Below are 24,090 nucleotides of genomic sequence, written 5' to 3'. Positions count from 1 at the left end.
CCCACGTGTTCCTGCTCCGCCGCCTGGCCAGGCTCACCGTCTCGCTGGCCGTACTCCTCTTCGCCTCCTTCTCCATGATCCATCTCATCCCCGGCGATCCGGTCAGAGCCTCGCTCGGGACCGCGGCCCCGGCCGAACTGGTCGCCGCCCGCCGCGCCGAACTCGGCCTGGACGAGCCGATCCACCAGCAGCTCCTCGGCTATCTCAAGGGCGTGCTGACCGGCGACTTCGGCACCTCGCTCCAGACGAGGGAAACGGTCGCGGGCATCATCGCCGACCGGCTGCCGAGCACGGCCGAACTGGCCGTCCTGGCCGCGCTCATCGCGCTGCTCGTCGCGATCCCCATGGGCATGTGGCTCGCCATCAGGACCGAGAACGGCCGCAACCCCGGCTCGGAGCTGGCCTTCACCACCGCCACGGGCACGATCGCGGCGATCCCCGAGTTCCTCCTCGCGGTCGGGCTCGTCGTGGTGTTCGCCATCACGCTCGGCTGGCTGCCGCCCGCGGGCAAGGACGGCCCCGCCTCCTACGTCCTTCCGGTGATCGCGCTCGCTGTGGGACCGGTCGCCGTCCTGGCCAGGCTCGTCCGAGTCGAGGCCCTCCGCGAACTGGACAAGGACTACCTGCGCATGGCGCGGGCCAAGCACCTGCCGCGCCGGCGCCTGTACCTGCGGCACCTGCTGCCGAACATGCTGACGGCGACGCTGACCGTCGGCGGGCTGCTGTTGGCGTCGCTGATCCCCGGCACCGTGCTCGTCGAGAACGTCTTCGCCTGGCCCGGACTGGGCCAGCGGATGACGGAGTCGATCCTGCAGAAGGACTATCCGGTCGCCCAGGCCGTCATCCTCGTCTACGGCGCCATCGTGTTGCTGGTCAATTTCCTCGTCGACGTCGCCCTGGGCGTGCTCGACCCACGTTCGGCGATCAGGGGCACGTGATGCGCGCACTCCGTTCACCCGCTCCGCTGACCGGGCTGCTGCTCGTGGCGGCCGTCCTCACGCTCGCCCTGCTCGGCCCGGCGCTCTGGGGGGAGAGCGCGGCCCGGATCGACGACGGCGCCATCCTGCAGGGACACTCGCCCGCGCACCCGCTCGGCACCGACGACCTCGGCCGCGACCTGCTCGCCCGGATCCTCGTCGCGACCCGGCTCTCTCTGCTGCTCGCCTGCCTCGCCACGGTGGTCGGCGTGGCGATCGGCCTTCCGCTCGGCGTGCTGCCCGCGGTGCTGCCGCCGCGCGGCGCCCGCGCCGCCGCCGGGACGATCAACGCGCTGGTGGCCTTCCCCGGGCTGCTGCTGGCGATGTTCACCGCGGTCGTCTCCGGGCTCGGCGCCCGCGGCGCCGTCCTCGGCATGGGGATCGCCACCGCACCCGTACTGGCCCGGCTCACGCAGACGCTGGCCGCCTCCGTCGCGAACGCGGACTACGTCTCGGCGGCGCGTGTGCTGGGCGTGTCCCGCCTGCGCATCGCGGTACGGCATGTGCTGCCCAACATCGCCGAGCCGTTGCTGCTCAACATCACGTTGCTGTTCGGCGGATCGCTGCTCGGCCTGGCCGGGCTCTCGTTTCTCGGACTCGGTGTCCAGCCGCCCGACTACGACTGGGGACGGCTGCTGTTCGACGGGCTGAGCCGCGTCTACGTCGACCCGGAGGCGGCGCTCGGCCCTGCCGTGGCGATCGGGCTGGCCGCGGTCGGGTTCAACCTCCTCGGCGAGGGGCTGGCCAAGGCCGCCTCCCGCAGAGCGGTCGTCCCCCGTGGCGCGGCGACAGGCGAGGCGCTGAGGGAGGCCCGGTCCGAGGGCGTCCTGTCGGTGAGGGGCCTCAGCGTCGCCTTCCCCGGCGGCGCCGTTCCGGTCCGCGACGTCCACCTCGACGTCGCGCCCGGCGAGATCGTCGGCGTCGTCGGGGAGTCCGGCAGCGGCAAGAGCCTGACCGCGCTGGCGATCGGCGGACTCGTCCCCTATCCCGGCGAGGTCACCGGCGGCATCAACCTGTGCGGTCAGGACCTGTCCGCGCTTTCGCCCGGCGAGCTGCGCCGTCTCCGGGGCACCTCGCTCGCCATGGTGTTCCAGGACCCGATGACCACGCTCAACCCCGCCCTGCGAGTGGGAGGCCAACTGGCCGAGGTGTCGACGACACATCAGAAGATGCCGCGCAAGGAGGCGCTCGCCCGGGCGGTCGACCGGCTCCGTCGCGTCCGCATCGCCCGGCCCGAGGAGCGGGCACGCCAGCATCCGCACACCTTCTCCGGAGGGATGCGCCAGCGGGCGATCATCGCGATGGGCCTGATGGGGACCCCCAAACTGATCATCGCCGACGAGCCGACCACCGCACTCGACGTCACCGTGCAGCGTGACATCCTCCTGCTGCTGCGCGAGGCGGCCAAGGAGGCGGCGGTCATCCTGATCTCCCACGACATCGCCGTCGTCTCGCAGCTGTGCGACCGCGTCGTCGTCATGTACGCGGGCCGCGTGGTGGAGGAACTGACCGTCGCGGAACTGCGCCGTGCCCGGCATCCGTACACCCGGGCGCTCATCGCCGCCACACCCGACCTGACCACCGACCGGGACAAGCCGCTGGCCACGATCCCCGGACAGCCGCCGAGTCCCTTCGACGACCCCGACGGCTGCGCGTTCGCCCCCCGATGCGCCGCCGCCACGTCCGCCTGCCGTACCACGCGGCCGCTCCTGGAGGATGGGATCGCATGCCTGCATCCGCAATCGAGCGACTGACCGTCCGCTACGGCACGCACGTCGCCGTGGACGACGTGTCGCTCGCCATTCCCGAACGGTCGATCGTCGGCCTCGTCGGCGAGTCGGGATCGGGCAAGTCCACGCTCGCCAAGGCCCTGGTCGGCCTGGTTCCCCACACCGGGACCGTCACCGGCGCCGACCGGGTCCAGATGGTGTTCCAGGATCCCTATGCCTCGCTCGACCCGCGCATGACGGTGGGCGCGTCCGTGGCGGAGGGCCTGAAGCTGCCGCGCGCCGCCCGCGCGGCCGAAGTGGCCAGGCTCCTCACGCTCGTGAACCTGGACCCCGCCCTGGCCGGCTCCTACCCCCGGCAGCTGTCCGGCGGGCAGCGTCAGCGCGTGGCCCTGGCCAGAGCGCTGGGGGCGAGGCCCTCCCTCCTCGTGGCGGACGAGATCACCTCGGCCCTGGACGTCTCCGTGCAGGGCGCGGTGCTCAACCTGATCCGGTCGCTCCGCCGCGAGCTGGGCCTCTCCGTGCTGTTCATCTCGCACAACCTGGCCGTCGTCCGGTACGTCGCCGACGTGATCGCGGTCATGCGAGAGGGCAGGCTGGTCGAGGTGGGGCCGGCGGAACAGATCACGTCCCGGCCCCACGCGCCCTACACCCGCGCCCTGCTCGACGCCGTGCCCCAGGTCGGCCGCACCGCGACAGCCCGGCGATGAGCTGATCGACCGCCGCGTCGACGACTCCGAGGTTCGTCACTCGGTCAGGTCCAGCGCGGCGGCGACGATGCTGTCGGCGTTCAGCCCGTGGTACCGGTAGACGTCGTCGAGCGACCCCGACTGGCCGAAGCGGGTGACGCCCAGCGCCGTGGTCGGCACCCGGTTGACGGTCGCGAGGAAGGACAGGGTGTGGGGATGCCCGTCGAGCACCGTGACGAGGGGAGCGGCTCGATCGGCGGGGAACGCCTGGTCCAGCACCCACGACTCGGCCTGCTCATGGCCTTGACGGGCCCGCACCGCCCGGTACAGCAGGTCGGGACTCGTCACGCAGACCACGTCCGCCGGAACGCCGAGCCGGTCCAGCCGGTCCGCCGCGGCCAGCGCCTCGGGCACCACCGCCCCCATCGCGGCGAGCGTGACCTTGGGGTTCTCCGCGCGCCGCAGCGGATACGCGCCCGCGACCACCTGCCGCCTGCGCCGTTCCCGCGCCGCGGGGTCGGTGGGCACGGCCGCCAGGGTCTGATCGACGGGACGCGTGGACAGCCGCAGATAGGCCGAGGTGCCGTCCGGCCTGCCCAGCCGGGCCAGGCTGGCCAGCAGCGTCCACTCGGTGTCGATGGCGAACGCCGGTTCGTAGCAGACGCAGCCCGGCTGTTCCAGGCCGATCGACGGCGTCTTGATCGACTGGTGCGCGCCGCCTTCCGACGCCAGCGAGACGCCGGACGGTGTACCGACCAGGATCGACTGCCCGCCGGCGTAGATGCCGTAGGACCACGGCTCCAGCGCGCGTTCCACGAACGGGTCGTAGAGGACGCCGATCGGCAGCAGCGGCTGTCCCCACCGGCTCCAGGTCGCGCCCAGTTCCCCGATCAGGCTGACGAGGTTGGTCTCCGCGATCCCCAGTTCGATGTGCTGGCCGGTCGGTTTCTCCTGCCAGTGCAGGATGGTCTCGGCGTCGTCGGCGAACCAGTCGAGGCGCTCGTTGACCGACCAGACGCCGACTTTGTTCACCCAGCCTCCGAGGTTGGTCGACGAGCTGACATCCGGGCTCACGGTGACCACCCGCTTGGCCGCCTCCGGCGCCGCCCGCGTCAGGTCGAGCAGCGTACGGCCCAGGGCGGCCTGGGTGGTCGCGGTGCCCGAGGGCGTACGACCGATGTCGGCGGGCAGCTCAGGAGACTGGATCGACGGCGTCTCCGGCCTCCGCAGCCGCTCCGCCGTCCGCGCGCACAGGGCGTGCGCCGCGCTGCCCGGCGAGAAGGCCCGCCACGGGTCGGCCAGGTCACCGCCGACCCGGTCCGCCAGCTCCTGCATCTGCCGCTCGGTCAGCAGCGCCGAGTGGTTCTGCGGGTGCCCCCTGGTGGCCAGGCCGTACCCCTTGACGGTGTAGGCGAAGATCACCGTGGGACGCGTGTCGTCGATGGAGGAGAACGCCCGGTCCAGGGCCTCCAGGTCGTGGCCGCCCAGGTTCGCGATCGCGTCCACCAACGTGTCGTCGTCGACCTGGTCGACCAGCGCCTGGATCTCCGCCGCGCCCCGTCCCACCCCGGCGAGCCGCCGCCGGAGCTCCTGCGCGCCGCATCGCAGCAGCCGCTGATATTCGGGATTGGACATCTCGTCGATCCGCCTGCGCAGCTCCGCCCCGCCCGGCCGGGCGAACAGCTCTTCCAGCAGATGCCCGTACTTGACGGTGATCACCTGCCAGCCCGCCGCCGCGAACATGCCCTGCAGCTTGTCGGCCGCGATGTTGGGCACCACCCGGTCCAGCGACTGCCGGTTCAGGTCGACGACCCACACCACCTCGCCGAGTTCGCCGACCGTGGGATCGAGCACGGCCTCCCACACCGCGCCCTCGTCGAGTTCGGCGTCGCCGACCAGCGAGTACTGGCGGCCGGTGCCTGCGCCTCCCAGCACGGTGTCGACGTAGCGACGCGACAGGGCGCCCCAGATCGGCGCGGTCGCCCCGATCCCGACCGACCCGGTCGAGTAGTCCACCGGGTCGGGGTCCTTGATCCGGCTCGGATAGCTCTGCAGCCCGCCGAACTCCCGCAACCGTGGCAGGTACGACGCGTCCAGCCAGCCGAGGAGGTAGTTGATCGAGTGGAGCACCGGCGACGCGTGCGGCTTCACCGAAACCCGGTCCTCCGGCCGCAGATGGCGGAACCACAAGGTCGTCATGATCGACACCATCGACGCCGAGGACGCCTGGTGACCGCCGACCTTCAACCCCGAGGGGTTCTCCCGTACCCGGTTCGCGTGGTGGATGAGGGCCGAGGAAAGCCAGAGCACGCGGCTCTCCACCTCACGCAGCACCGCGAACTCACCGGTCGTCCGCGGGCTGGTCACCGGGCTGATCATCGTGTGCGCACCCTTCGCTGGCGTTTCGGATGCGCAAAATTCAAGCAATGACATTGGCCATTGCTCAATAAGGTGGCAGTCTATTGAGCATTCTGCGCACCCCAGCTCGTCCGTCCTGTGAGAGGGTAAGCACTTTGCCCAGTCGACCGCACACCCTCGACGCCATAGACGCCCGCATCCTGCTCGAACTGGCCGCGCATCCCAGGGCCACCACCGTGGCCATCGCCGACCAGGCCGGCGTCGCGCGCAACACCGCCCACGCGAGATTGGCCCGGCTGGAGGAAAGCGGCGCCCTCGCCTCTTTCGAGCGCCGCGTCGACCCGCAGGCACTGGGCTACCCTTTGACCGCGTTCGTCACCGCCCAGGTCACCCAGCGGAAACTGGACGAGGTGGCCGCGACGCTGGAGGCCGTTCCCGAAGTCCTCCAGGTCTACGGCATCTCGGGGCCGAGCGACCTGCTCATCCACGTCGTCGCCGAGAGCGCGGAGGACCTCTACCGCATCGCGGGTCAGATCCTCGCGATCCCAGGGGTTGAGCGCACGAACACCGCCCTCGTCATGCGCCGGCTCGTCGACTACCGCATCGCGCCGCTGCTCCGCCGGGCCGCCGGTACGCCGGAACGGCCCGCGCGCCAGCCGTATCGGCCCACGTGACCCCGGTCGGCCACGCAGCTCTGTGATCTACGCCGTAAAGGCGCTCGGCGGCGGTCATGGCACGGACGCGAATACCCCGGCGCGCGCCGCGACCGCGGTCGCGGCGGCTGCGCGGTCGGCGGCCTCGCTGTCCAGCCGTTCGCCCGAGTTGAGGAGTGCGTAGTAGAGGGGGGCGGAGACGGCGGCGATGACCTGGCGGGGGTTGGTGGTCTCAGGCAGCTCGCCTCGTCGGATCGCGTCCGTCACGCATCCGGCCCATTCGTCGATGCGTACGGCGTAGAAGCGGCGGAGGGCTTGGGCCGCCTGGTCGTCGCAGAGGGACGCGGCGATGAGCGCGGTGAACAGACGTCCCTGCCGGGGGTCTGTGAGCGTTTTGACGACCAGCCGCGCGTTGGCGCGCAAGTCCTCGTCGAGCGATCCCGTGTCGGCTCGGGGGACTGACCGGACGGCCATGTCGTCCAGAAGATCCGCCGCGAGTGCGCCGGGGGTGCCCCAGCGACGGTAGACGGTGGTCTTCCCGACGCCGGCGCGGCGAGCGATCTCCGCCAGGTCCAGAGAGTCGAAGCCTTCCTCGGCGAGTACGTCTCCGGCTGTCCGGAGCACCGCCTCGCGGACGCGTGCGGTGCGCCCACCAGGACGGACGGTGCCGGGGACAGGGGTCTCTGACACGGGGCTCTCCTTCTCGTTTCCCAAGACAGCGTATCGGGACTGCAGTTCCTTTAGTTCGATGCCTGATGCTACAGTCTCGGCTAACGGAACGGCAGACCCGTTAGTGTGGTGGGTGCTGCCCAGACTTCGCGCCCTCCTGGAATCCGTTTCGAAGGAGGGTGAGCCCGAAAGGAAATTCGGTCATGTCCAGACCTGGATCAGGTGCGTCCGGCACGATTCGCGCGGTTGCTCCCACCGGTGCTCCGCAGCGGCTGACCGGTCGCCTGCGGCTGGTGCTCGCGGTCCTTCTCGTCGCGCAGTTCATGCTTGCCGTCGACTTCTCGATCCTTAACGTGGGGCTGCCCGCGATCGGCGACGGTCTCGGCTTCTCCCTCGCCGATCTCCAGTGGGTCTCCACCGCCTTCGCGCTCTGCGCGGCAGGCTTCACGCTGTTCTTCGGCCGCATCGGCGACCTGGTCGGCCGCAAGCGGATCTTCCTGCTGGGCCTGGGTGTCCTCGGTCTGGCGTCACTGGCAGGCGGCCTGGCCGCCGGCCCCGGTGTCCTGCTTGTCGCGCGTGTGGCACAGGGCCTGGCCACCGCGGCGGTCACCCCGGCCGGCCTGTCCCTCCTGACCACCTCCTTCCCCGAAGGGCCGCTGCGGCAGAAGGCGCTCGGTCTCAACGGCGCTCTGATGTCCGCCGGATTCACCACCGGTGCGATCCTCGGCGGCGTCCTGACCGACCTGCTGTCCTGGCGGTGGGCCTTCTTCATCAACGTCCCCGTCGCGCTGGCCGTCCTGCTGATCGCCCCGGCGGTGATCAATGAGTCGCGCCCCGAGGACCGCCCCAAGCTGGACCTTCCCGGCGCCCTCTCGGTCACCCTCGGCCTACTCGGCCTCGTCTACGGGCTCACGCAGGCCGGCGAGTACGGCTGGACCAACCCGTACGCCCTGACCGGCCTGATCGCCGGCGTCGTCCTGCTGGCCGTCTTCTACGCCGTGGAGCGGAAGGTCGCCCAGCCGCTGGTCCCGCTGCGCGTCCTGCGCCGCCGGAACGTGGCCTGGGGGAACGTGCTGGGGCTGCTCGCCTTCGTCACCGAGACGTCCCTGGTCTACCTGCTCACCCTGTATCTGCAGAAGACCCTCTGGTTCTCCCCGCTGGCAGCCGGGATCTCCTTCGGCGTCCTCGGCCTGGGCACCGTCGCCGGCGGCATGCTGGCGCCGAGGGTGATCGCGAGGACCTCGACTCTGACCACGCTGGTGGCAGGCGGCCTGATCCAGACCGTCTTCACCGCCGCCCTACTCCTTCTCGGCACGAGCACGGCCGCGTCGATGGGGCTGCTGCTGCCCGCCACCTTCTTCGGGGGCGTCGGCAACATGCTCGTCATCGTCGGCTTCATGGTCACCGCCACCAGCGGACTTCCCGACCACGAGCAGGGCCTCGCCACCGGGCTGGCCACCATGTCGCAGCAGGTCGGCATCACGATGGGCACCCCGATCATGTCCGCCGTCGTCACCGCCGCCACCGCCGGCGCCGTGACCGCGGGTGCGATCCTGCACGGTGTCACCGTGGCCATAGCCGTCAACGCCGCCCTCGTCCTTCTCGGCGTCCTCCTCGCCGCACTCTTTCTCCGCACCAAGCCGCGCCAGGCCGCTGACTGAAGCGGATCTCAACCGGGCCGCCCTCCCACTGCGGGAGAAGAACGATGACGGCGGCAGCATCGTCCATGTCGCCGGCGAGGCAGCCCGCCTGCCCGACGCGTCCATCGCCCACTGTGCCGCCGCGAGTCCGGCTGACGACGGCGCCGGATGGCCGCCAAGAAGTCACATGGTGCATCCAGGCGGAGGGGTGGGCACGCGGCTGCCGAAATGGCCTGCTTGCCTCTGGTCCGAGGGGGCGCGCCGCTTCTACGATGCGAGCGTGCTCACCCCCCTGCAACTCGTCCGGCGCTCCCTCGGGACGCTCGTCGGCCTGGGCACCGTCAGCTGCTGTCTGACCCTGCTCTATCTGGGCTCCTCCACCGTCATGTCGATCGGCGGCTCCTGCGCCTCCGGCGGGGCGTACGAGATCGCGACGCCCTGTCCGGAGGGCGTCGCCTGGATCGTCCCCGGCTCGATCTTCGGCGGGATAGCCGGAATGGGCCTCTACATCGCGAGCTCGCTCCCGGTGGGGCCCAGGCTGACCCCGCTGGCCTGGCCCGCGCTGTTCCTCAGCCTCGGATACGCCTTCCTCGACTCGGCCCTGCATGCCGGGGACGGCGTCGACGGGGGCTTCATGGTCTGCGCGGTGCTCTTCATCCTGATGGGCGGGGTCCCGCTGCTGTTCCTGCGCAACCGGGACGTCTTCCTTGGCGTGTTCTGGGGGCGGGAGCCGTCCGGGCCCGCCGGGGGACCGCGCACGATTCCCCGGCGGGTCGTCGCGGTCCCCGCGCGCGTGCCCGCCCCGGTGAGATCCCCGGCTCCGGCGGGAGGAGCCTCCCGTACACCGGCGACCGAAGGCGACCTGGTCGGCGAGTTGGAGCGGCTGGCCGCGCTCCACCAGGCCGGCCGGATCGACGACGCCGAGTACGCCCGGGCGAAGAACCTGCTGCTGAACGGACCCGACGCATGAACCCCACCGCGATCCGCGCTCTGTCGATCGTGCTGCACGTGATCGCGATCGCGGGCGGCATCGCCCTCGGCGTCCTGATCTTCCACGCCGCCACCGGATGACCCCGGAGCCGTCCGGCGGAAGGCGGTCCCGTGGAAACCGAGCGGTGCTCGGACCAGTGTCCGGTCCAAGCACCGCCATGCGCCGCAGCATGAAACTCCGTCAAAGCCCGCATGGCTGAGGGGCCCGAGGAACTGATCGAAGGTCGGCGCCGCCGAGGGGCGGCAGAACGGCTGGAACTCGCCTCAGGCGGCAGCGGCGACGTACGGGGCGATCCGCGCACCGAATGTGGACGGATCGGCGCCGGTCACCACCGCGCCCAGCAGCACCGCGGCCGCGCCCGCCTCCCGGAGGAGCGCGAGGTCACGCGGCTCCAGCGCGTGCTGGCTCGGCACGATGACGGGCACGTCGACCACCGATGCCACCGCTTCCAATCTCGCCAGGGTCCCGAGTGACAACGGCGTGCCGTACCGCTCGGGTTCGAGCGTGGAAAGCTCGAGTGCCCGGACTCCTCGCCGCACCAGAGCGCGGGCCTGGGACGGACCGTCGCCCGGCCCCAGAGCCACCATGGCCGCCACCGGTCCGCACGCATCGACGTAGTCAGCGGGCGCGTCGGCGGCGTAGACGTCGAAGTAGTCGAACCCCATGTCGTGTGCCGCGACCATCTCTGTCGTCGACACGGATCCCGCCGCGCCGACGACGAGGCCCGTCGGAACGCCGAGCGCGAGGATCGGGCGCAGTCGCTCGTACTCGTCGTCCAGCGACCCGAAGGTCGTCCCGGAGGCCCGGTGCCGGACGTTCGTGTGCACCTTCAGGCCGTCGGCTCCCGCGTGCCGCGCCGCCTCTGCGAGGGCGGTCTCGTTACGCGGCAGGCTGACCAGGACGGCCAGCCGCGATTCGGGCAAACGCATTCGAGAACCCCGCCTCAGTAGTAGGTGACGTTCGGCCAGCTCAGCTCCATGCCGTGCCTGGCCATCGATTCCTGGACCTCGGCCCGGAGGCTCGGCGTCGCCGTGATCTGGTGCGGCTCGGTGCGGCGGGCCACGCAGAACGACGCGAGGTGGCCGGCGGCCTCACCCACGGTCCACTCGACCGGATGGACCCGGTAACAGCCGTTGGTGATGTGCGTGGTGCTGATGTTCTTGCCCGCGGCGATCACGTTCCGCATGCGTTCCGGGACCAGGGCGCGCATCGGGACCTGGAACGGCCAGGCCGGGATGTCGATGTAGTTGTCCCCGCCGGTCGAAGGATGCAGGTCGATCCGGTACGCGCCGACGCCGACGCTGTCGTCGTAGGTCGCCGCGCCCTCGGGGCGGACGGCCACCGCGAGATCCTGCTCGACGATCCGGTACTGCCCGCGGATCCGCCGCGATTCCCTGATGTACGGACGCATCGCCAGGCCGTCGGCCGTGCCGGTGACGTCGGGGCGCAGCCGCAGGCCGGGCCAGCCGCTGCCGCCGTCGGGCCGGGGCGCCTCGGTCTGCAGCCAGTAGAGGAAGCTCAGGCTCTGCGCCCGCGCGGCCGCGGTGTGCGTCGCGTCCTGCTCCGCCGTTCCGCCGATGACCGGCCCGCCCAGGTAGTCGATCATCGGCCAGTTCACGATGGTGACGTCGCTGTCGACCATGCCCGGCCGGAAGTGGTTCCTGGCCAGGATCCGCCGGAACGACCACAGTTCGTCCGACCCCGGATCCTTGCTCTGGTCGGCGACGATGGCGGTCGGGTCGTCGTCCGGGTTCGGGGTGAAGGCGTAGCGCCGGGGCTCCAGGGTGTGCGGGTGAGGGGCGACCCATCCGAACTGGGGGCCGTGCCACCACTCGGGCGCCAGATCCCGCCACGACGCGTAGTCGTCGGGCTTGTCGATCGTGTGGTTCTCCCCGGCGTGATGCGAGAGCGCGAAGCACACGGACACCGCCTGCATGTTCGACGGCTGCGCGGTCGCCGCGGCGTGCGGCTCGCCCGTGTCGGCCTGCGATTCGGCGCCGGTCACGAACTCGGTTCCGGTGATCGGCAGCAGGCCCCCGGTCTCCGTGGCGTCGAGGACGAACGTCGCCGCGACGGTCACGTCGCGCCCGGCCTCCAGGTCGTGGAAGGTCACCGCTCGCACGTGGTCGCCGTCGACCTGGGCGGCGGTCGGGACGTGCCGGCGCAGCACGACGATCCGCCCGGCGGCCTGCCAGGGCGCGAGCATGGCCTCGATCACCGCCAGTGCCACGCGAGGCTCGTGGCACAGCGGGCCGACCCGGCCCGCGCCGGGGTTCAGGTGCGCGAGCGACCTCGACGCGGATCGCAGCGGATACCAGCGCCGGTAGTACTCACGGATTCCGTTCCGCAGACGCCGGTAGCCCGCCGTGCTTCCGAAGGACTCGATCCAGGGGTGTTCGTCGGGCGGGACGAGCTGCGTCGTCAGCTGCCCGCCCAGCCAGGCCGTCTCCTCGGTGAGCACGACGCGCGCTCCGTTCGCGGCCGCGGCCAGTGCGGCCGCGATGCCGCCGAGCCCTCCGCCGGCCACCAGCACGTCTGCGCGGAACTCTGTCACTCATGATCCCTTTCGATTCGGGCCGCTGGTCTGTCCAGCGACGAAAGTGCACGGCAGCGCGACCGCCCGCGGCTCGACCTCCGCTTCCGATTCGAGCTGCTCGACCAGCAACTCGACCGCGCGCGTCCCCATCTCCCGCCGCGGTATGCGGAAGCAGGTGAGCTCCGGACCCGGTACGGCGTCCGGCGGGTCGTTGAGCGCGGCCACCGAGCACGCGCCGGGCACGTCGACGCCCATGTCGCGGAGGAGGTCGAGCAGCCGGAGGGCGACCACCGACTCGTGGGCGACGAACGCGGTGGCCCCGGCTCCCAGCAGCCGCCGAACCTCGTCGGCCGTCGGTCCCGCCTCCTTGCGGACCGGCAGGACGAGCCCGCCGGTGTCGAGCCCGTGCCGGTCTCGGGCGGCCCAGAACCCGGCGTCGCGGTCGGCGGTGGGTTCGCTCGGATCCGCCGCCGTCAGGTAGGCGATGCGCTCGTGCCCGAGCTCCACCAGGTGGTCGACGACCTCCTCCGTGGCGGTCGCGTAGTCCGCGGTGACGTACGTGATCGGGCCGGACACGTCACGACGGCCGATCAGCGTGAACCTGAACCCCTCGTCCCGCAACCTGGCGATGTCGTCCCGGTTGGTCTCCTTGCCGAGCAGCACGCACCCGTCGGCGAGCCGCAGCCGGTTGACGCCGTCGCGGTAGATCGACCTGCCGCCGTCGGAGCCGGTGGCGCTGGTGAACATCAGCATGTCGTAGCCGAGCGCCTCGGCCGCGGCCTCGATGCCCACCAGGAACGGGTAGTAGAAGTCGTGCTGGTCCATCGGGAACATCGACTCGAACGTGTAGACGCCGACCAGGTGGTTCATGCCGCCGGCGAGGCTGCGCGCCACCGGATCGGCGACGTATCCCAGCGCCCGGGCCACATCGAAGACACGCTGCCGCGTCTCCGGGGGGATCCGGATCGTGTCCGACTCCCTCCCGTTGATCACGATGGAGACCGTCGTCTGCGAGACGCCGGCCAGCTTGGCGATGTCGGACTGGCGAGGCCGGCGTCGCTGTACGTCCTTCATAGGCGATCATTCCTTTCCTCGAGGTGCCCCAGCTCAAAGGAGATCTCGAAGGGACGATCCCATGGGAAGCACACGCTGCCTGGCACGATGCGGAAATCATCGGCGGGCGGACCGAGCTCCGCGAGGCGGTCCTCCAGCTCCCGCGTGACCCGGTCGATCCGGTCGCCCCCGTCGGCCGTCTCCGCGGCGAGGACCTCGCGCCGCGCCGAGGTCTGATACCCCCAATCATCCACCAGGCGGTGGGTGACGGTCCGGGCGTGCTCGACCAGTTGCCGGTCGTCGACGGCGAGCAGCCGGCTGCATCCCTGGGCCAGCGCGCTGCCGATCGTGTTCCCGGCCGTGTTCCACCCCGCGTAACCGGCGAGGCGCCGGAGGAGTCCGGCGTCGCGCAACGCCATGACCAGCGCGGGGTCGGCGCCGTTCGCGTCGGCGACGTCCGCCACCGCGACCAGTCGCCCGGAGTCCACCTGGTCGCGCAGTCGCGCGGCGAGCCGCGCCGCGTCGTCGCCCGCCCGCTCCGGCACGTCCGGCCAGGCGCACCAGTCGCGTGGCGGCACCCCCGGCGGATGCACGGCGAGCACGAGATCGGCCCGGCCGGGGTCGTCGACCAGCTCGGCGCCGACGGCGGCGGCCTGGCCCGCGACCGTGTCGCCGACGGGCACGTCCTCGTACGGCGCGATCCGCCGGAGAGCGTCCGGGTCGAGGCACACGACGGCCACCCTCGGCCGCAGTCCGGCGTGCTCCAGCGCGGCCCGCGTGGTCAGCACGGCGGCGCCCTCGTCGGCGCCCGGAAAGCAGCGAACCCGGTCGCCCACGCCGAGGCGGTCGATCCAGTTCTCCAGCCACTCCCGCTCGCTGGTGGACACGCTCTCGACCGTGCTGTCCTCGACGAGGATCGACAGCGTGTCCACGACCCCTTCCATGACCAGCTCGACGCAGGCGAGCTGCATGGCGTGCAGGCGCATCCGCCGGGTGAAGAAGTCCGCGACGTACGGCGCGGGTATCGCCGCCCGGGCCCGCTCCGCCGCGCTCGGCCGGCCGTGTTCGGCCCGGTAGGTCTCCCCGGACAGGGTGAAGAACCGCCGGCCGTACCGGTCCCAGTACTCCGGCTCGGCCCCGGCGCCGTCGAACCGCTTGGTCCGCATCAGCGTCACGAAGGCGTGGACGTCGAGCGCCGGCCGCTCGGCCCGGATCCGGCGGAGCACGTCGAGGCGGGCCAGCGTCCGGGCCAGCGGCTCCGCGGTGCGCCGGGAGGCGACGAACCCGCCGTAGGCGAGCTGGTTGACGCTGACGACGACGGCGTCGCTGTCGGCCGCCGAACGCTCCAGCCACCGGGCCGTTCCGTCCATGTCCGCGGGCGCGCCTCGAGGAGGCAGGAGCTCGGCCGGGGGGAGGCGCAGCCGGGTTCCGGCGATGCCGGCCAGCCCGGCGACGTGGCCGGTGTTCACCGGCCGGTCGTCGAGAGGGAGCAACGTCACGACCGGCGTCCGTCGGCTCATCCCTTGACCCCTCCCGATCCCAGCCCCTGGACGAAGTGCCGCTGGCCCGCGATGAAGATCACGAGGACGGGCACGATCGCGAGGAACGTGCCGGCCATCAGCGGGCCGTACTGGGTCACGCCGCTGCCGGCGAACGAGCTGAGCGCCAGCGGCAGCGTCTGCATCTCCGGCGACGACACGGCCACGAGCGGCCACAGGAAGTCCTCCCACGCGCCGGTGAAGGACAGGATGGCGATGGTGGCGACGATCGGCCGGGCCAGCGGCAGATAGATCTGCCAGAAGATGCGCAGCTCACCGGCGCCGTCCAGGCGGCCGGCGTCGGCCAGCTCCTGCGGCATGTCGAGGAAGTACTGCCGGGCCAGGTAGATGTTCAACGGCTGCACCAGGATGGGCAGCACGAGCCCGACGTGCGAGTCGAGCAGCCCGGTGCCGCCCTGGCCGAACAGGTCGTTGCCGCCGGCCAGCGGGAAGCCCTTGACGATGAGGAACAGAGGGATCAGCTGCACGATGGACGGCACCATGGCGCTGCCGAGCACCGCCGTGAACAGCAATCTCGACCCGCGGAAGTCGATGCGCGCCAGGGCGTAGCCGGCCGCGGTCGCCGCGACGCAGTTCCCCGCGACCGTGAGCGCCGCCACGATCAGGCTGTTCGTCATCGCCACGGGGATGTTCGTGGAGTTCCAGACGTAGGAGAAGTTGTCCAGCGTCGGCTGTTCGGGCAGCAGCCTCGGGGGATAGGCGAACACCTCGGTCTTCGGCTTGAAGGCCAGCGACACCATCCAGACGAACGGCGTCGCCACCAGGAGGGCGACGGCCCCGGCGAGGACGGTCCTGCGCGGCCCGGTCCCGCCGATCCTCGGTCGCGCGTTCACCGTCGGCCTCCTCTCGCCATCGTGCGGATGCTGACGTAGGCGAGCCCGAAGATCAGGCAGAACAGCAGGAACGCCATGGCGCTCGCGTTGCCGAGCCGGTAGTGCTCGAATGCCTCGTTGTAGATCAGCATGTTGAGGACGGTGGTCGAGGACAGGGGGCCTCCGGAGGTCAGGACGTAGATCTCGGAGAAGGACTGGGCGAGGTAGATGAGGTCGACCACGACGACGTAGGTGGTGATCGGCACGAGTAGGGGCAGGATCACGTGCCGCAGCGTCCGCCAGCGTCCGCACCCGTCCACGGACGCGGCCTCCAGCAGCGATTTCGGGATCCCCTGGAGCCCCGCCAGGAAGATGATCATGCTGCCTCCGAGCGCCTTCCAGGCGCGCATCACGATCAACGACGCCAGGGCGCTGTCCTCGTCGGTGAGGAAGTCCACCGGCGGCAGGCCGACCAGGTCGAGCAGGTAGTTGAACAGCCCGTCGTGGGAGTACAGCCAGAGCCAGATCATGCTCACCGCGACCAGTGGCACCACGCGCGGCAGGTAGAGCACCGCGCGGAAGAGGGCGACGCCCGGGAACCGGCCGTTGACCAGCAGCGCCAGGCCGAGGGCCGCCGGCACCGCCAGGACGAGCGTGCCGAAGGAGTACTGGACGGTGACCCAGATGGCGTGCCAGAACTCGCCGGAGGCGAGTACATCGAGATAGCCGTCCAGGCCGTGGAACCTGGGCCCGCCGCGTTCGACCGGGTTGTACGAGGTCAGGCTGAGGTAGAAGCCGTACCCGATCGGCACGATCGTCACCAACGAGAGCGCGAACACGGCGGGCAGGACCAGGATCCAGCCCGCTCTGCGTTGGGCCGAGTAGAGCGAGCGCCGCCTCGGCCCGCGTGCCGGCCCGGCGGGATCAGGGTTGACGGCTGCTCCCGCCGGCCGGGTGTCAGTCACCATGATGGGGCTTCATCCGTTCGCGTCCGCCGGTCAGTTCCGCTTGAGCAGCGCCGTGGCCTTCGCCGCCGCGCGGTCGAGCGCCTCGCCGGCGGGCGCCTTGCCGCGCAGCGCGGCTTCGATCTCGGCGGAGAGCGCGTCGCGCTGCTGCGTCCACGTCTCGACGTTGGGGTTCCCGCGGAACTGGGACGCGGCGTCCATGTAGGGCTTGATGTACGGCTTCGCCGCCAGGTCCGGGTCCGAGGCGAGGGACGCTCGCGCCGGGATGCCGCCGACGGCCTGGACGTACGCCTTGGCGTTCGCCGGCTTGAGCAGGAACTCGATGAACTCCCACGCCTGGTCCTTGTGCTTGGAGTCGGCGCTGATGAACAACCCGTTGCCCGCCCCGCCGAAGGATGCCGCCACGGCGTCCTTCAGCGGCGGCGCCACCTTGATCTGCGCGGCGACGTCGGGCGCCTGCTCGTGAATGCTCTTGAGCGTGGCCTCGGTGATCACGGCCATGGCCGCCCGCCCGGTGACGAGAGGGTGCTGCGCCCCCGCCCCGCTCGTCGCCTCGCCCAGGCCGGTGGACACCGCCTGCGGGCCGTTGTAGAGATCGACGAGGAAGCCGAGCGCCCGCTTGCCCGCCTCGGAGTTCCACGTGATCGTCGTGCCGCTCTCGTCGAGGAAGGCGCCGCCGGCCTGGAACAGGAAGCTCCCGAAGGCCTGCGACATGCTCGTCGGATCGTCGGCGGGGACGATCACGCCGGAACGGGTGATGGAGCCGCTCTTGCGCACGACCAGCCGGTCCGCCGCCGAGCGCAGCTCCTGCCACGTCCGGGGTGGGGAGTCGGGGTCGAGGCCCGCTTCCTTGACCAGGTCGGCGCGGTAGGCGAGCAGGTGGCCGAAGCCGCGCAGCGGCATGATGACCTGCTTGCCGTTCACCTTGCCCTGGTCGAGGAACGTCAGATCCGCCACGTCGTCGGCGGGCATCTTCGCGAGGTACTCGTCCAGCGCGATCACCCGGTTGTTGGCGGCGTACCCGGCGGCCGCGGCGTTGCCGTGCCCGAAGACGTCGGGGGCCGTACCGCCGGCGAAGGCGGTCGACAGCCGCGTGGCCAGGTTGGCCCAGTCCACGAACTCGACCTGGACGTCGACGCCGTGCTCCGCCTTGAACGCGGGGACCAGCTTCTCGTTCACCCAGGCGATCTCCTCGCTGAGATTGCCCGGGAACCAGACCCGGAGAGTGCCGGCGTCGGCGCCTGAGCCGGCTCCGCCGCCCGTGCCGCATGCGCTCAGGACCGTCACCGCGACGAGAGCGGCTGCCAGGCGCGAGGCTCCACGCAACTTCCTGATCATCTTGCCTCCTCTGCGGGCTGCACCCAGCCCGATAATGCGCATCATCATGGAGGTGTTGCGCATTATCAGTCAAGGCCGGATATTGACAGGCCGACGATTCGCTGGAAACACTGACGGCACTGCAGGCGTGATAATGCGCAACACCAGAAGAGGAGGAGCCGCCCCCATGGTTCCCACCCGCCGAGCAGCGCGCTCGGACACCCCCCACGCCACAACGGACCGTCGGCGCCGCGGCGCCCGGCTGTGGTGGACGAGCGTCGCCGCGCTGGCGCTGCTCGTCCCCGCCACCGCGGCGAGCGCGTCGCCCCTCACGAAGGACCCCTCGCTCCGCGCGTCGTCGGGCATCACCAACATGGCGGGGGCGCAGATCCCCCCGCATGCCATGCCGGAGAACAAGCCGCGCCTCGTCGCCCAGTTCCACGTCGAGATCGACAACGTCACCGGCGGCGCCATCGAGCACGTCGCGCTGGACGGCAGGCGGACGGTGCTCGGGCACGTGCAACGGCCGGCGACCGCGACCGTCGAGGCCAACGACGGATTCTGGGCGTCGAAGTACTCACGCGCCGTGGACGGCACCGCGGGGCACCTGCTCGCCACGTCGGTCTACGTCCTGCGCTCCAAGGTCTGGCCCGAGGAGAGCTACGACCCGCTGCGCTACGAGAACTTCGACCCGGCCACCGGGCAGCGCGACTGGACCACCAGCCTCCTCAACATCCGCCCGGACCGCTACATCGGCGCCGACCACGGCAACTGGCTGGCCGACACCATCTACACCGACATCCCCGGAGGCTCGGGGATCTTCGGCGGGAAGAGCTCGCTGCCCGCCGGCTCGCCGCTGAGCTACTTCGACGAGACGCGACAGTCCTGGCTCCCCATCGCCGAGCACTTCCGCCGCGACCCGAACGCGGCGCCTCCGCGGCGGCTGCGCTTCACCGCCTACCGGCCGGTGGTGCGGAACTCCTCGCCGACCTACCTCGAGTTCGAGAACTGGGCCGCCGGCGACACGGTGGCCGGGCGGACGCACCCGCGGAACGGGGGCATCTACGTCGGCTACGCCCAGGGCGAGAAGCGCCGGGTGGCCGACGTCGTGCAGCGTGTGGAGGGCACCGGGCGCTTCGGCGGCACGGAGTTCGCCCACGTCGGCCAGATGGACACCAACCACCCCGGCGCGTTGACCTTCTCGACCTCGCCGTACGTCGGTTTCAGCTGGGATGAGAACGTCCGCGGCGGCTTCCAGATCGTCCCCGCCAACCACGTGAAGTTCCTCAGCAACGACCTCGGGCAGAACTCGTTCATCGACCGTCCCCAGTGGCTCATCGTCGGCCCGGTCGGCGCCGACCGGCAGCGGCTGAGGGACGACCGGTACATCATCGACGGCGCGCCCTCGTTCTCCCCGGGCTGGGAGGCCATCGCGCCGGTGTTCGGCATGTACGCCCGGACCACGTTCGACCCGGGCAACCTCAGCGAGTCCACGTACTTCGAGGTCTCCTACGACTACGGCAAGACCTGGCATCTGAGCCCCGAGCTCGTCGGGGTGCACAGCCCCGCCAACTGTCAGGCCGCGACCTGCCCGCAGAACTGGACCAACATCCGCGTTCACCTCGTCTACCCCGACGGCCCCTGAGCGGTCGCCGGCCCGTCGACCGCGCGGTCGACGGGCCGGCGTCGCCCCCGGATCACACCCCCCTAGCTGACGAGGAGATGTCGTGATCGCGAGGAAGATCCTGAGATCCTCGATAATCGCGCTGTCCGCCGCCGCCGTGTTGACAGCGAGTTCCCTGACGGCCGCGCCACTGTCCGCCACCGCCCAGGCGCAGGACATCGAATGCACGGGCCATCGAGCGATGGGGGCGACCGTCGCGGCGTCCTCGACCTACAGCTCGAGCTACGGCGCGAAGAACGCCATCGACGGCGCGTGCGCGGAGTCCTCACGCTGGATGTCGTCGGCGAGCGACGCCACCCCCACGCTGACGATCACGTTTCCGGCCGAGACCCGGGTCGGCACGGTCGGGATCTACAGCGGTTCCGGGTGGCCCGCGCCCTATGCCGACACCGTTCTCGTGGACTTCACCGTCGAAGCCCGGACGGACGCCGGCTGGGTGAAGGTCGGAACGGCGACCGACAACACCAAGCCGGTGGTCACGTTCACCACCGACATCGTGACGAGCGCGCTTCGCCTGGTGATCACCAAGAAGTCGCGGCACAGCACGGACGTGGCCCGCGTGTACGAGGTGGTCGTCCGGGCACCCGGTGAGGGGCCGCCCACGCCGCATGCCACGGCCGCCGACGACTTCTTCACCACGCCGGAGGCGACCGAACTGACGGCCGACGCGCCCGGCGTACTCGGCAACGACCGCTTCCCCGACGGCGTCACACCCACGGTGGCGGCCTGGTCACAGCCGTCCCACGGCGTCCTGACGACCTCCCCGGACGGAGCGTTCCGCTACCGCCCGGACCGTGGGTATGTCGGCGTGGACACGTTCACGTACGAGGTCGGCGACGGCGACAAGCGATCCACCGCGACCGTCACGATCACCGTGACCGCCGCGCCGGACAGATCGGGGCCGGGGGAGCTGCGGATCTCCGCGATCTCCGGCAGAGCCGACATGGTGACCGGAGGCGACTCGCTGCTCCGGATCGACCTCCCTCGCGCCGTCCCGCGCGAGAGCCTGCGCGTGACATTGAACGGCCGGACCGACGTCACGCCGGCCTTCCGGAACGGACCGGGTGCCGACGAGCTGATCGGGCTGGTGACCGGCCTGCGGGAGGGCCAGAACACGGTCGAGGTGACCGCGCAGGTCCCGCGTCGGCCGCGCAGCTCGATCACGCTGGTGAATTATCCGGCGCAGGGTCCGGTGTTCTCCGGCCCGCACGAGCAGCCGTTCGCCTGCGAGACCGCGTCGTTCCAGATCCCGGTGATCGGCGGGACCCTCGGTGAGCCGCTCGACGTGAACTGCACGATCAAGGCCAGGGTCGACTACTTCTATCGAACGTCCACCGGCGCGTACCGGCGCTGGCCGGCCGACGCGACCGCCTACCCCGCCGACCTGGCCACCACGACGAACTCGCTCGGCGCCACGGTCCCGTTCATCGTCCGGATGGAGACCGCCGGCGCCAACCGCGCGGTGGTCCAGATGAGCATGCTGCACGACCCGCTGGCCGAACCGGAGCCGTCTCCCACCGTGCGCCCCGCCGGCTGGAACGGCCGGGCCGTGTTCACCCTCGGCGGCGGCTGCGCGGGCGGGTGGTACCGGTCGGGCAACAGCACCGGCACCGTCACCGACCCCTTCCTGCTCGGCCGCGGGTTCGCGCTGATGTCGTCCTCGCTGAACGTGTTCGAGAACAACTGCAACGACGTCATCGCGGCCGAGTCGGCGATGATGACGAAGGAGCTGTTCGTCGAGAGACACGGCCCGGTGGAGCACACCATCGGCTACGGCTGCTCCGGCGGGTCGTACCAGGCCCACCAGATCGCCGACAACTACCCGGGCATCTTCGACGGCATCGTCGTGGGCTGCTCGTTCCCCGACGTCGGCGTCAGCACGGTCAACTTCCTCACCGACGCGCGGCTGCTCGACACGTACTTCACCACGGGAGCGACGGTCCCGTGGACGGACGAGCAGAAGCGCCGGGCGTCCGGCTTCGCCACCGCCGCCATGGTGTCCGCCATGTCACGGGGCGCCTCGCGGATCGACCCGCGGCAGAACTGCGAGATCGTGCCGGGGCAACTGCGGTACGACCCGGCCGCCAACCCGACCGGTGTCCGCTGCGGCGTGTACGACCACGCGATCAACGTGTACGGCGCCGACCCGGCCACCGGGTTCGCCCGCAGACCGCTGGGCAACGTCGGCATCCAGTACGGGCTCGGCGCCCTGAACGACGGGAACATCACGCCGGAACAGTTCCTCGACCTCAACGAGCGCATCGGCGGCCTCGACGCCGACGCCAACGTCGTACCGCGGCGGGTCGAGGCCGACCCGAAGGCCGCGCGGATCGCCTACCACACCGGACGGGTGACGAGCGGCGGCCGTGGGCTGGCCACGATACCGATCATCGATTACCGCTCGTACTGGGACGACGTGTCCTGGGGCGACATCCACGTCCGCTACCACACGTTCTCCATGCGGGAACGGCTGAAGGAGGCCAACGGCACCGCGGCCAACCACGTCAGCCTGCTGGAGGACGCCCGATACGGACTGTTCAGCACGGAGAGCCCGTTGGTGCGGCACGCGGTGATCCAGATGGACCACTGGCTGACGAACCTCGACGGCCTGCGCCCGGGCGGAAAGCAGATCACGCGGATCGTCGCCGCCCGGCCGGCCACCCTGGCCGAGGGCTGCAACACCCGCGACGCGGAACCGCGCTTCGTGGCCGAGTCACTCGAGCGCGACCCGGCGAGCGCGTGTGAGCGGATGTATCCGACCGCGTCCTTCCCCCGGGAGGTGGCGGGGGAGGACGTCACCGCCGACATCATCACCTGCCGGGTGACACCGCCGAGGCGCGACGGTTACGCGGTGACGTGGACCAACGAGCAATGGGACCGCTTGCGGACGATCTTCCCTCGCGGGGTGTGCGACTACTCCAAGCCGGGAGTGTCCCAGCAGAGGACGGGAGCCACCTGGCTCCGCTTCTGACGGCGGACTCCTTTGCTCAACCTGATCGAAGCCGGGGGCGGAGCATGCCGCTCCGCCCCCGGCTCACTTCCGGCGTCAGCTGCAGCGGCCGAACATCTGGACGTACGTCACGGCGGGGGTGATGGACCCGGCGGCCGGATCCGCGCTGCCCAGGGCTGTCTTGGCGTACATCACGGTGAAAGCCGGGTTGAGGATGTTGTCGCGGTGTGGCTTGCTGTTCATCCACCATGTGACGGCCGCGCGCGGCGTGACGGACGCGGACCCCCATCCCACGTAGGCGTTCTCGGCGACGGCGAACGAGGTGCAGCGGCGGCCGTAGCCCACCGCCTGGGCCCGGCTGAGCGGGGTCGAGCCGGTCTCCGGATTGATGTGCGGATCGCACGTGGTGGGGTCGCCCTGCATGGGGCGGCAGTTCTTACCCGGCTCCACTTTTCCCCACCAGCGCAAAGCGACGGCGTCCGCGGCGTGCCGGGCCGCGGCGGTGCCGAGTGTGAGGGTCCCCTTGAACCCGATGGGGCTCGTCAACGGCCGCATGTTGGTCCGCTCGGCGTTGACCAGACACAGAACCGCCGACTGGATTTTGCTCACCTGCATCCTGAAGTCGAAACGTCCCCGGCTGGTGTCCGGGAACGCGGACGCGGGCTGGTAGATCATGTCGATGTTCGCGCAGGTTCCAGCGCCTTTCAGCGGTGGGGCCGCGGCGGCTGCCGGCTGTGCCACGGAAACGGCGCCGGCCAGGCTCAACAGGAGGGCGCCGGTCACGGCGACGGCGGCCTGCCGGCGGTGTGACACCGGGCTGTCGGGGACGAGTCGCTGCGGCGTGCGGGAGAACGGTAAGAGGCTGCTCATGGGGGGCTCCTCGGCGTCGGCGTTCCTCAGTGATAAGCCGGGAGCCTTTCAGCCGCCTTGCGGTGCCCTTTAAAGCACGTCCGAGGGCATGGAAGGCGGTCAGGCGACGGCGGGCCGGGTGGCGGGCTGAGCCTTGAAGGAGATGGCCTCCATGAGGGCCTTGTGCTTGGTGTTCTGGAAGGCGGCGACCTTCCACTCGCCGTTCGCCTGGCGGACCAGGGTGTAGGTCTGGATCTTGTGGAGCTTCCCGGGCTTGCCCTTGTGGACGTCGCCGCGGGTGACGACCAGGGCGGTGTCGGGGCCGGTGAAGCGGATGCCGACGATCTCGCCGGCGAGCCGGGTGCCCTTGAGGAAACTGTCGAACAGGGCCTGGTGGGCGCTGCCGATCTCGGTGCCGCCGACATAGAGGGTGCCCACGTAGGTGATGTAGGTGGCGTCGTCGGTGAACTCGGCGCCGTAGGCGACCCCGTCCCCGGCGTTCCAGGCGGCGGTGAGGCGGTCCAGGACGGCGGCGACGGCGGCGGTGTCGGCGGCAGTGTCGGCGGCGTGGGCGGTGGTGGAGATGTTCATGGCTCGCACCCTCTCGTGATAGCTTCGTTTGAGCATTTGCTTCGTCGAAGATTTCTCTTCGTTAAGGAAG

General features: G+C 70.9%; 19 protein-coding genes. 8 read left to right on the top strand and 11 right to left on the bottom strand.

The window, feature by feature from the left end; translation table 11 throughout:
• The first annotated feature begins 5 nt into the window (after nucleotides 1–5).
• From AWQ68_RS18090 to AWQ68_RS18080, 3 genes are read left to right on the top strand one after another with little or no spacing between them, the layout of a single operon-like run.
• Entirely contained in the window at nucleotides 6–938 is a 933-nt protein-coding gene (locus AWQ68_RS18090) for an ABC transporter permease (protein ID WP_066941868.1), read from the top strand.
• Nucleotides 938–2,731 (top strand): dipeptide/oligopeptide/nickel ABC transporter permease/ATP-binding protein, encoded by a 1,794-nt coding sequence (locus AWQ68_RS18085; RefSeq protein ID WP_066941866.1) that lies wholly within the window; start codon nucleotides 938–940, stop codon nucleotides 2,729–2,731. The genes AWQ68_RS18090 and AWQ68_RS18085 overlap by 1 nt, the downstream gene beginning before the upstream one ends.
• The gene (locus tag AWQ68_RS18080) at nucleotides 2,704–3,414 is read left to right on the top strand and encodes an ABC transporter ATP-binding protein (protein WP_066941864.1); all 711 of its coding nucleotides are present in this window, start codon (nucleotides 2,704–2,706) and stop codon (nucleotides 3,412–3,414) included. Before AWQ68_RS18085 ends, AWQ68_RS18080 begins: the two co-directional genes overlap by 28 nt.
• 36 nt (nucleotides 3,415–3,450) lie before the next feature.
• On the opposite strand, the gene AWQ68_RS45730 is transcribed toward AWQ68_RS18080, so the two are convergent.
• The gene (locus AWQ68_RS45730) at nucleotides 3,451–5,760 is read right to left on the bottom strand and encodes a thiamine pyrophosphate-binding protein (RefSeq protein WP_281217669.1); all 2,310 of its coding nucleotides are present in this window, start codon (nucleotides 5,758–5,760) and stop codon (nucleotides 3,451–3,453) included.
• 146 nt (nucleotides 5,761–5,906) lie between these two features.
• On the opposite strand from AWQ68_RS45730, the gene AWQ68_RS18070 reads away from it, so the two are divergent.
• Nucleotides 5,907–6,425: an Lrp/AsnC family transcriptional regulator gene (locus AWQ68_RS18070; protein WP_066941859.1), complete on the top strand. Its 519-nt coding sequence runs from the start codon at nucleotides 5,907–5,909 to the stop codon at nucleotides 6,423–6,425.
• A 54-nt stretch (nucleotides 6,426–6,479) separates the two neighbouring features.
• On the opposite strand, the gene AWQ68_RS18065 is transcribed toward AWQ68_RS18070, so the two are convergent.
• Entirely contained in the window at nucleotides 6,480–7,094 is a 615-nt protein-coding gene (locus tag AWQ68_RS18065; protein ID WP_157545417.1) for a TetR/AcrR family transcriptional regulator, read from the bottom strand.
• A 182-nt stretch (nucleotides 7,095–7,276) separates the two neighbouring features.
• Between AWQ68_RS18065 and AWQ68_RS18060 the strand changes: the two genes are divergently transcribed.
• Nucleotides 7,277–8,734 carry an MFS transporter gene (locus AWQ68_RS18060; RefSeq protein WP_066941856.1) on the top strand — a complete coding sequence of 486 codons (1,458 nt, stop codon included), beginning with the start codon at nucleotides 7,277–7,279 and terminating at the stop codon, nucleotides 8,732–8,734.
• 259 nt (nucleotides 8,735–8,993) lie between these two features.
• Nucleotides 8,994–9,683: a hypothetical protein gene (locus AWQ68_RS18055; protein ID WP_066941854.1), complete on the top strand. Its 690-nt coding sequence runs from the start codon at nucleotides 8,994–8,996 to the stop codon at nucleotides 9,681–9,683.
• Between the two features lie 284 nt (nucleotides 9,684–9,967).
• On the opposite strand, the gene AWQ68_RS18050 is transcribed toward AWQ68_RS18055, so the two are convergent.
• The 7 genes from AWQ68_RS18050 to AWQ68_RS18020 are packed head-to-tail and all read right to left on the bottom strand — an operon-like array spanning nucleotide 9,968 to nucleotide 17,967.
• Nucleotides 9,968–10,633, bottom strand: coding sequence for a hypothetical protein (locus AWQ68_RS18050; RefSeq protein ID WP_066941852.1), 666 nt, complete (start codon nucleotides 10,631–10,633; stop codon nucleotides 9,968–9,970).
• Nucleotides 10,634–10,647: 14 nt separating this feature from the next.
• Nucleotides 10,648–12,258, bottom strand: coding sequence for an FAD-dependent oxidoreductase (locus tag AWQ68_RS18045; RefSeq protein ID WP_066941850.1), 1,611 nt, complete (start codon nucleotides 12,256–12,258; stop codon nucleotides 10,648–10,650).
• Nucleotides 12,259–13,314 carry a LacI family DNA-binding transcriptional regulator gene (locus AWQ68_RS18040; protein ID WP_066941848.1) on the bottom strand — a complete coding sequence of 352 codons (1,056 nt, stop codon included), beginning with the start codon at nucleotides 13,312–13,314 and terminating at the stop codon, nucleotides 12,259–12,261.
• Nucleotides 13,311–14,813 carry a DUF4127 family protein gene (locus AWQ68_RS18035; protein ID WP_084464137.1) on the bottom strand — a complete coding sequence of 501 codons (1,503 nt, stop codon included), beginning with the start codon at nucleotides 14,811–14,813 and terminating at the stop codon, nucleotides 13,311–13,313. Before AWQ68_RS18035 ends, AWQ68_RS18040 begins: the two co-directional genes overlap by 4 nt.
• Complete coding sequence (locus tag AWQ68_RS18030) at nucleotides 14,810–15,685, bottom strand: carbohydrate ABC transporter permease (protein ID WP_084464136.1); 876 nt, start codon at nucleotides 15,683–15,685, stop codon at nucleotides 14,810–14,812. Before AWQ68_RS18030 ends, AWQ68_RS18035 begins: the two co-directional genes overlap by 4 nt.
• Nucleotides 15,682–16,632, bottom strand: coding sequence for a carbohydrate ABC transporter permease (locus AWQ68_RS18025; protein ID WP_084464135.1), 951 nt, complete (start codon nucleotides 16,630–16,632; stop codon nucleotides 15,682–15,684). The genes AWQ68_RS18030 and AWQ68_RS18025 overlap by 4 nt, the downstream gene beginning before the upstream one ends.
• A gap of 30 nt (nucleotides 16,633–16,662) precedes the next feature.
• Nucleotides 16,663–17,967 (bottom strand): ABC transporter substrate-binding protein, encoded by a 1,305-nt coding sequence (locus AWQ68_RS18020; RefSeq protein WP_066941844.1) that lies wholly within the window; start codon nucleotides 17,965–17,967, stop codon nucleotides 16,663–16,665.
• Nucleotides 17,968–18,133: 166 nt separating this feature from the next.
• Between AWQ68_RS18020 and AWQ68_RS18015 the strand changes: the two genes are divergently transcribed.
• Both AWQ68_RS18015 and AWQ68_RS18010 read left to right on the top strand, forming a co-directional pair.
• Nucleotides 18,134–19,591, top strand: coding sequence for a hypothetical protein (locus tag AWQ68_RS18015; RefSeq protein WP_066941842.1), 1,458 nt, complete (start codon nucleotides 18,134–18,136; stop codon nucleotides 19,589–19,591).
• 82 nt (nucleotides 19,592–19,673) lie between these two features.
• On the top strand, nucleotides 19,674–22,601 hold the full coding sequence (locus AWQ68_RS18010) for a DUF6351 family protein (RefSeq protein WP_084464133.1): 2,928 nt from the start codon (nucleotides 19,674–19,676) through the stop codon (nucleotides 22,599–22,601).
• A gap of 75 nt (nucleotides 22,602–22,676) precedes the next feature.
• On the opposite strand, the gene AWQ68_RS18005 is transcribed toward AWQ68_RS18010, so the two are convergent.
• Both AWQ68_RS18005 and AWQ68_RS18000 read right to left on the bottom strand, forming a co-directional pair.
• Complete coding sequence (locus AWQ68_RS18005) at nucleotides 22,677–23,450, bottom strand: CAP domain-containing protein (protein WP_066941840.1); 774 nt, start codon at nucleotides 23,448–23,450, stop codon at nucleotides 22,677–22,679.
• Nucleotides 23,451–23,549: 99 nt separating this feature from the next.
• Complete coding sequence (locus AWQ68_RS18000) at nucleotides 23,550–24,020, bottom strand: SgcJ/EcaC family oxidoreductase (RefSeq protein ID WP_066941838.1); 471 nt, start codon at nucleotides 24,018–24,020, stop codon at nucleotides 23,550–23,552.
• Between the last annotated feature and the right edge of the window lie 70 nt (nucleotides 24,021–24,090).

Origin of the sequence: Microtetraspora fusca, assembly GCF_001570365.1 — a bacterium.
In the GTDB taxonomy this organism is placed as follows: Bacteria; Actinomycetota; Actinomycetes; order Streptosporangiales; family Streptosporangiaceae; genus Microtetraspora; species Microtetraspora fusca.
Note: the sequence above shows the minus strand (reverse complement) of the source record. Positions and strands in the feature narration are given on the sequence as shown.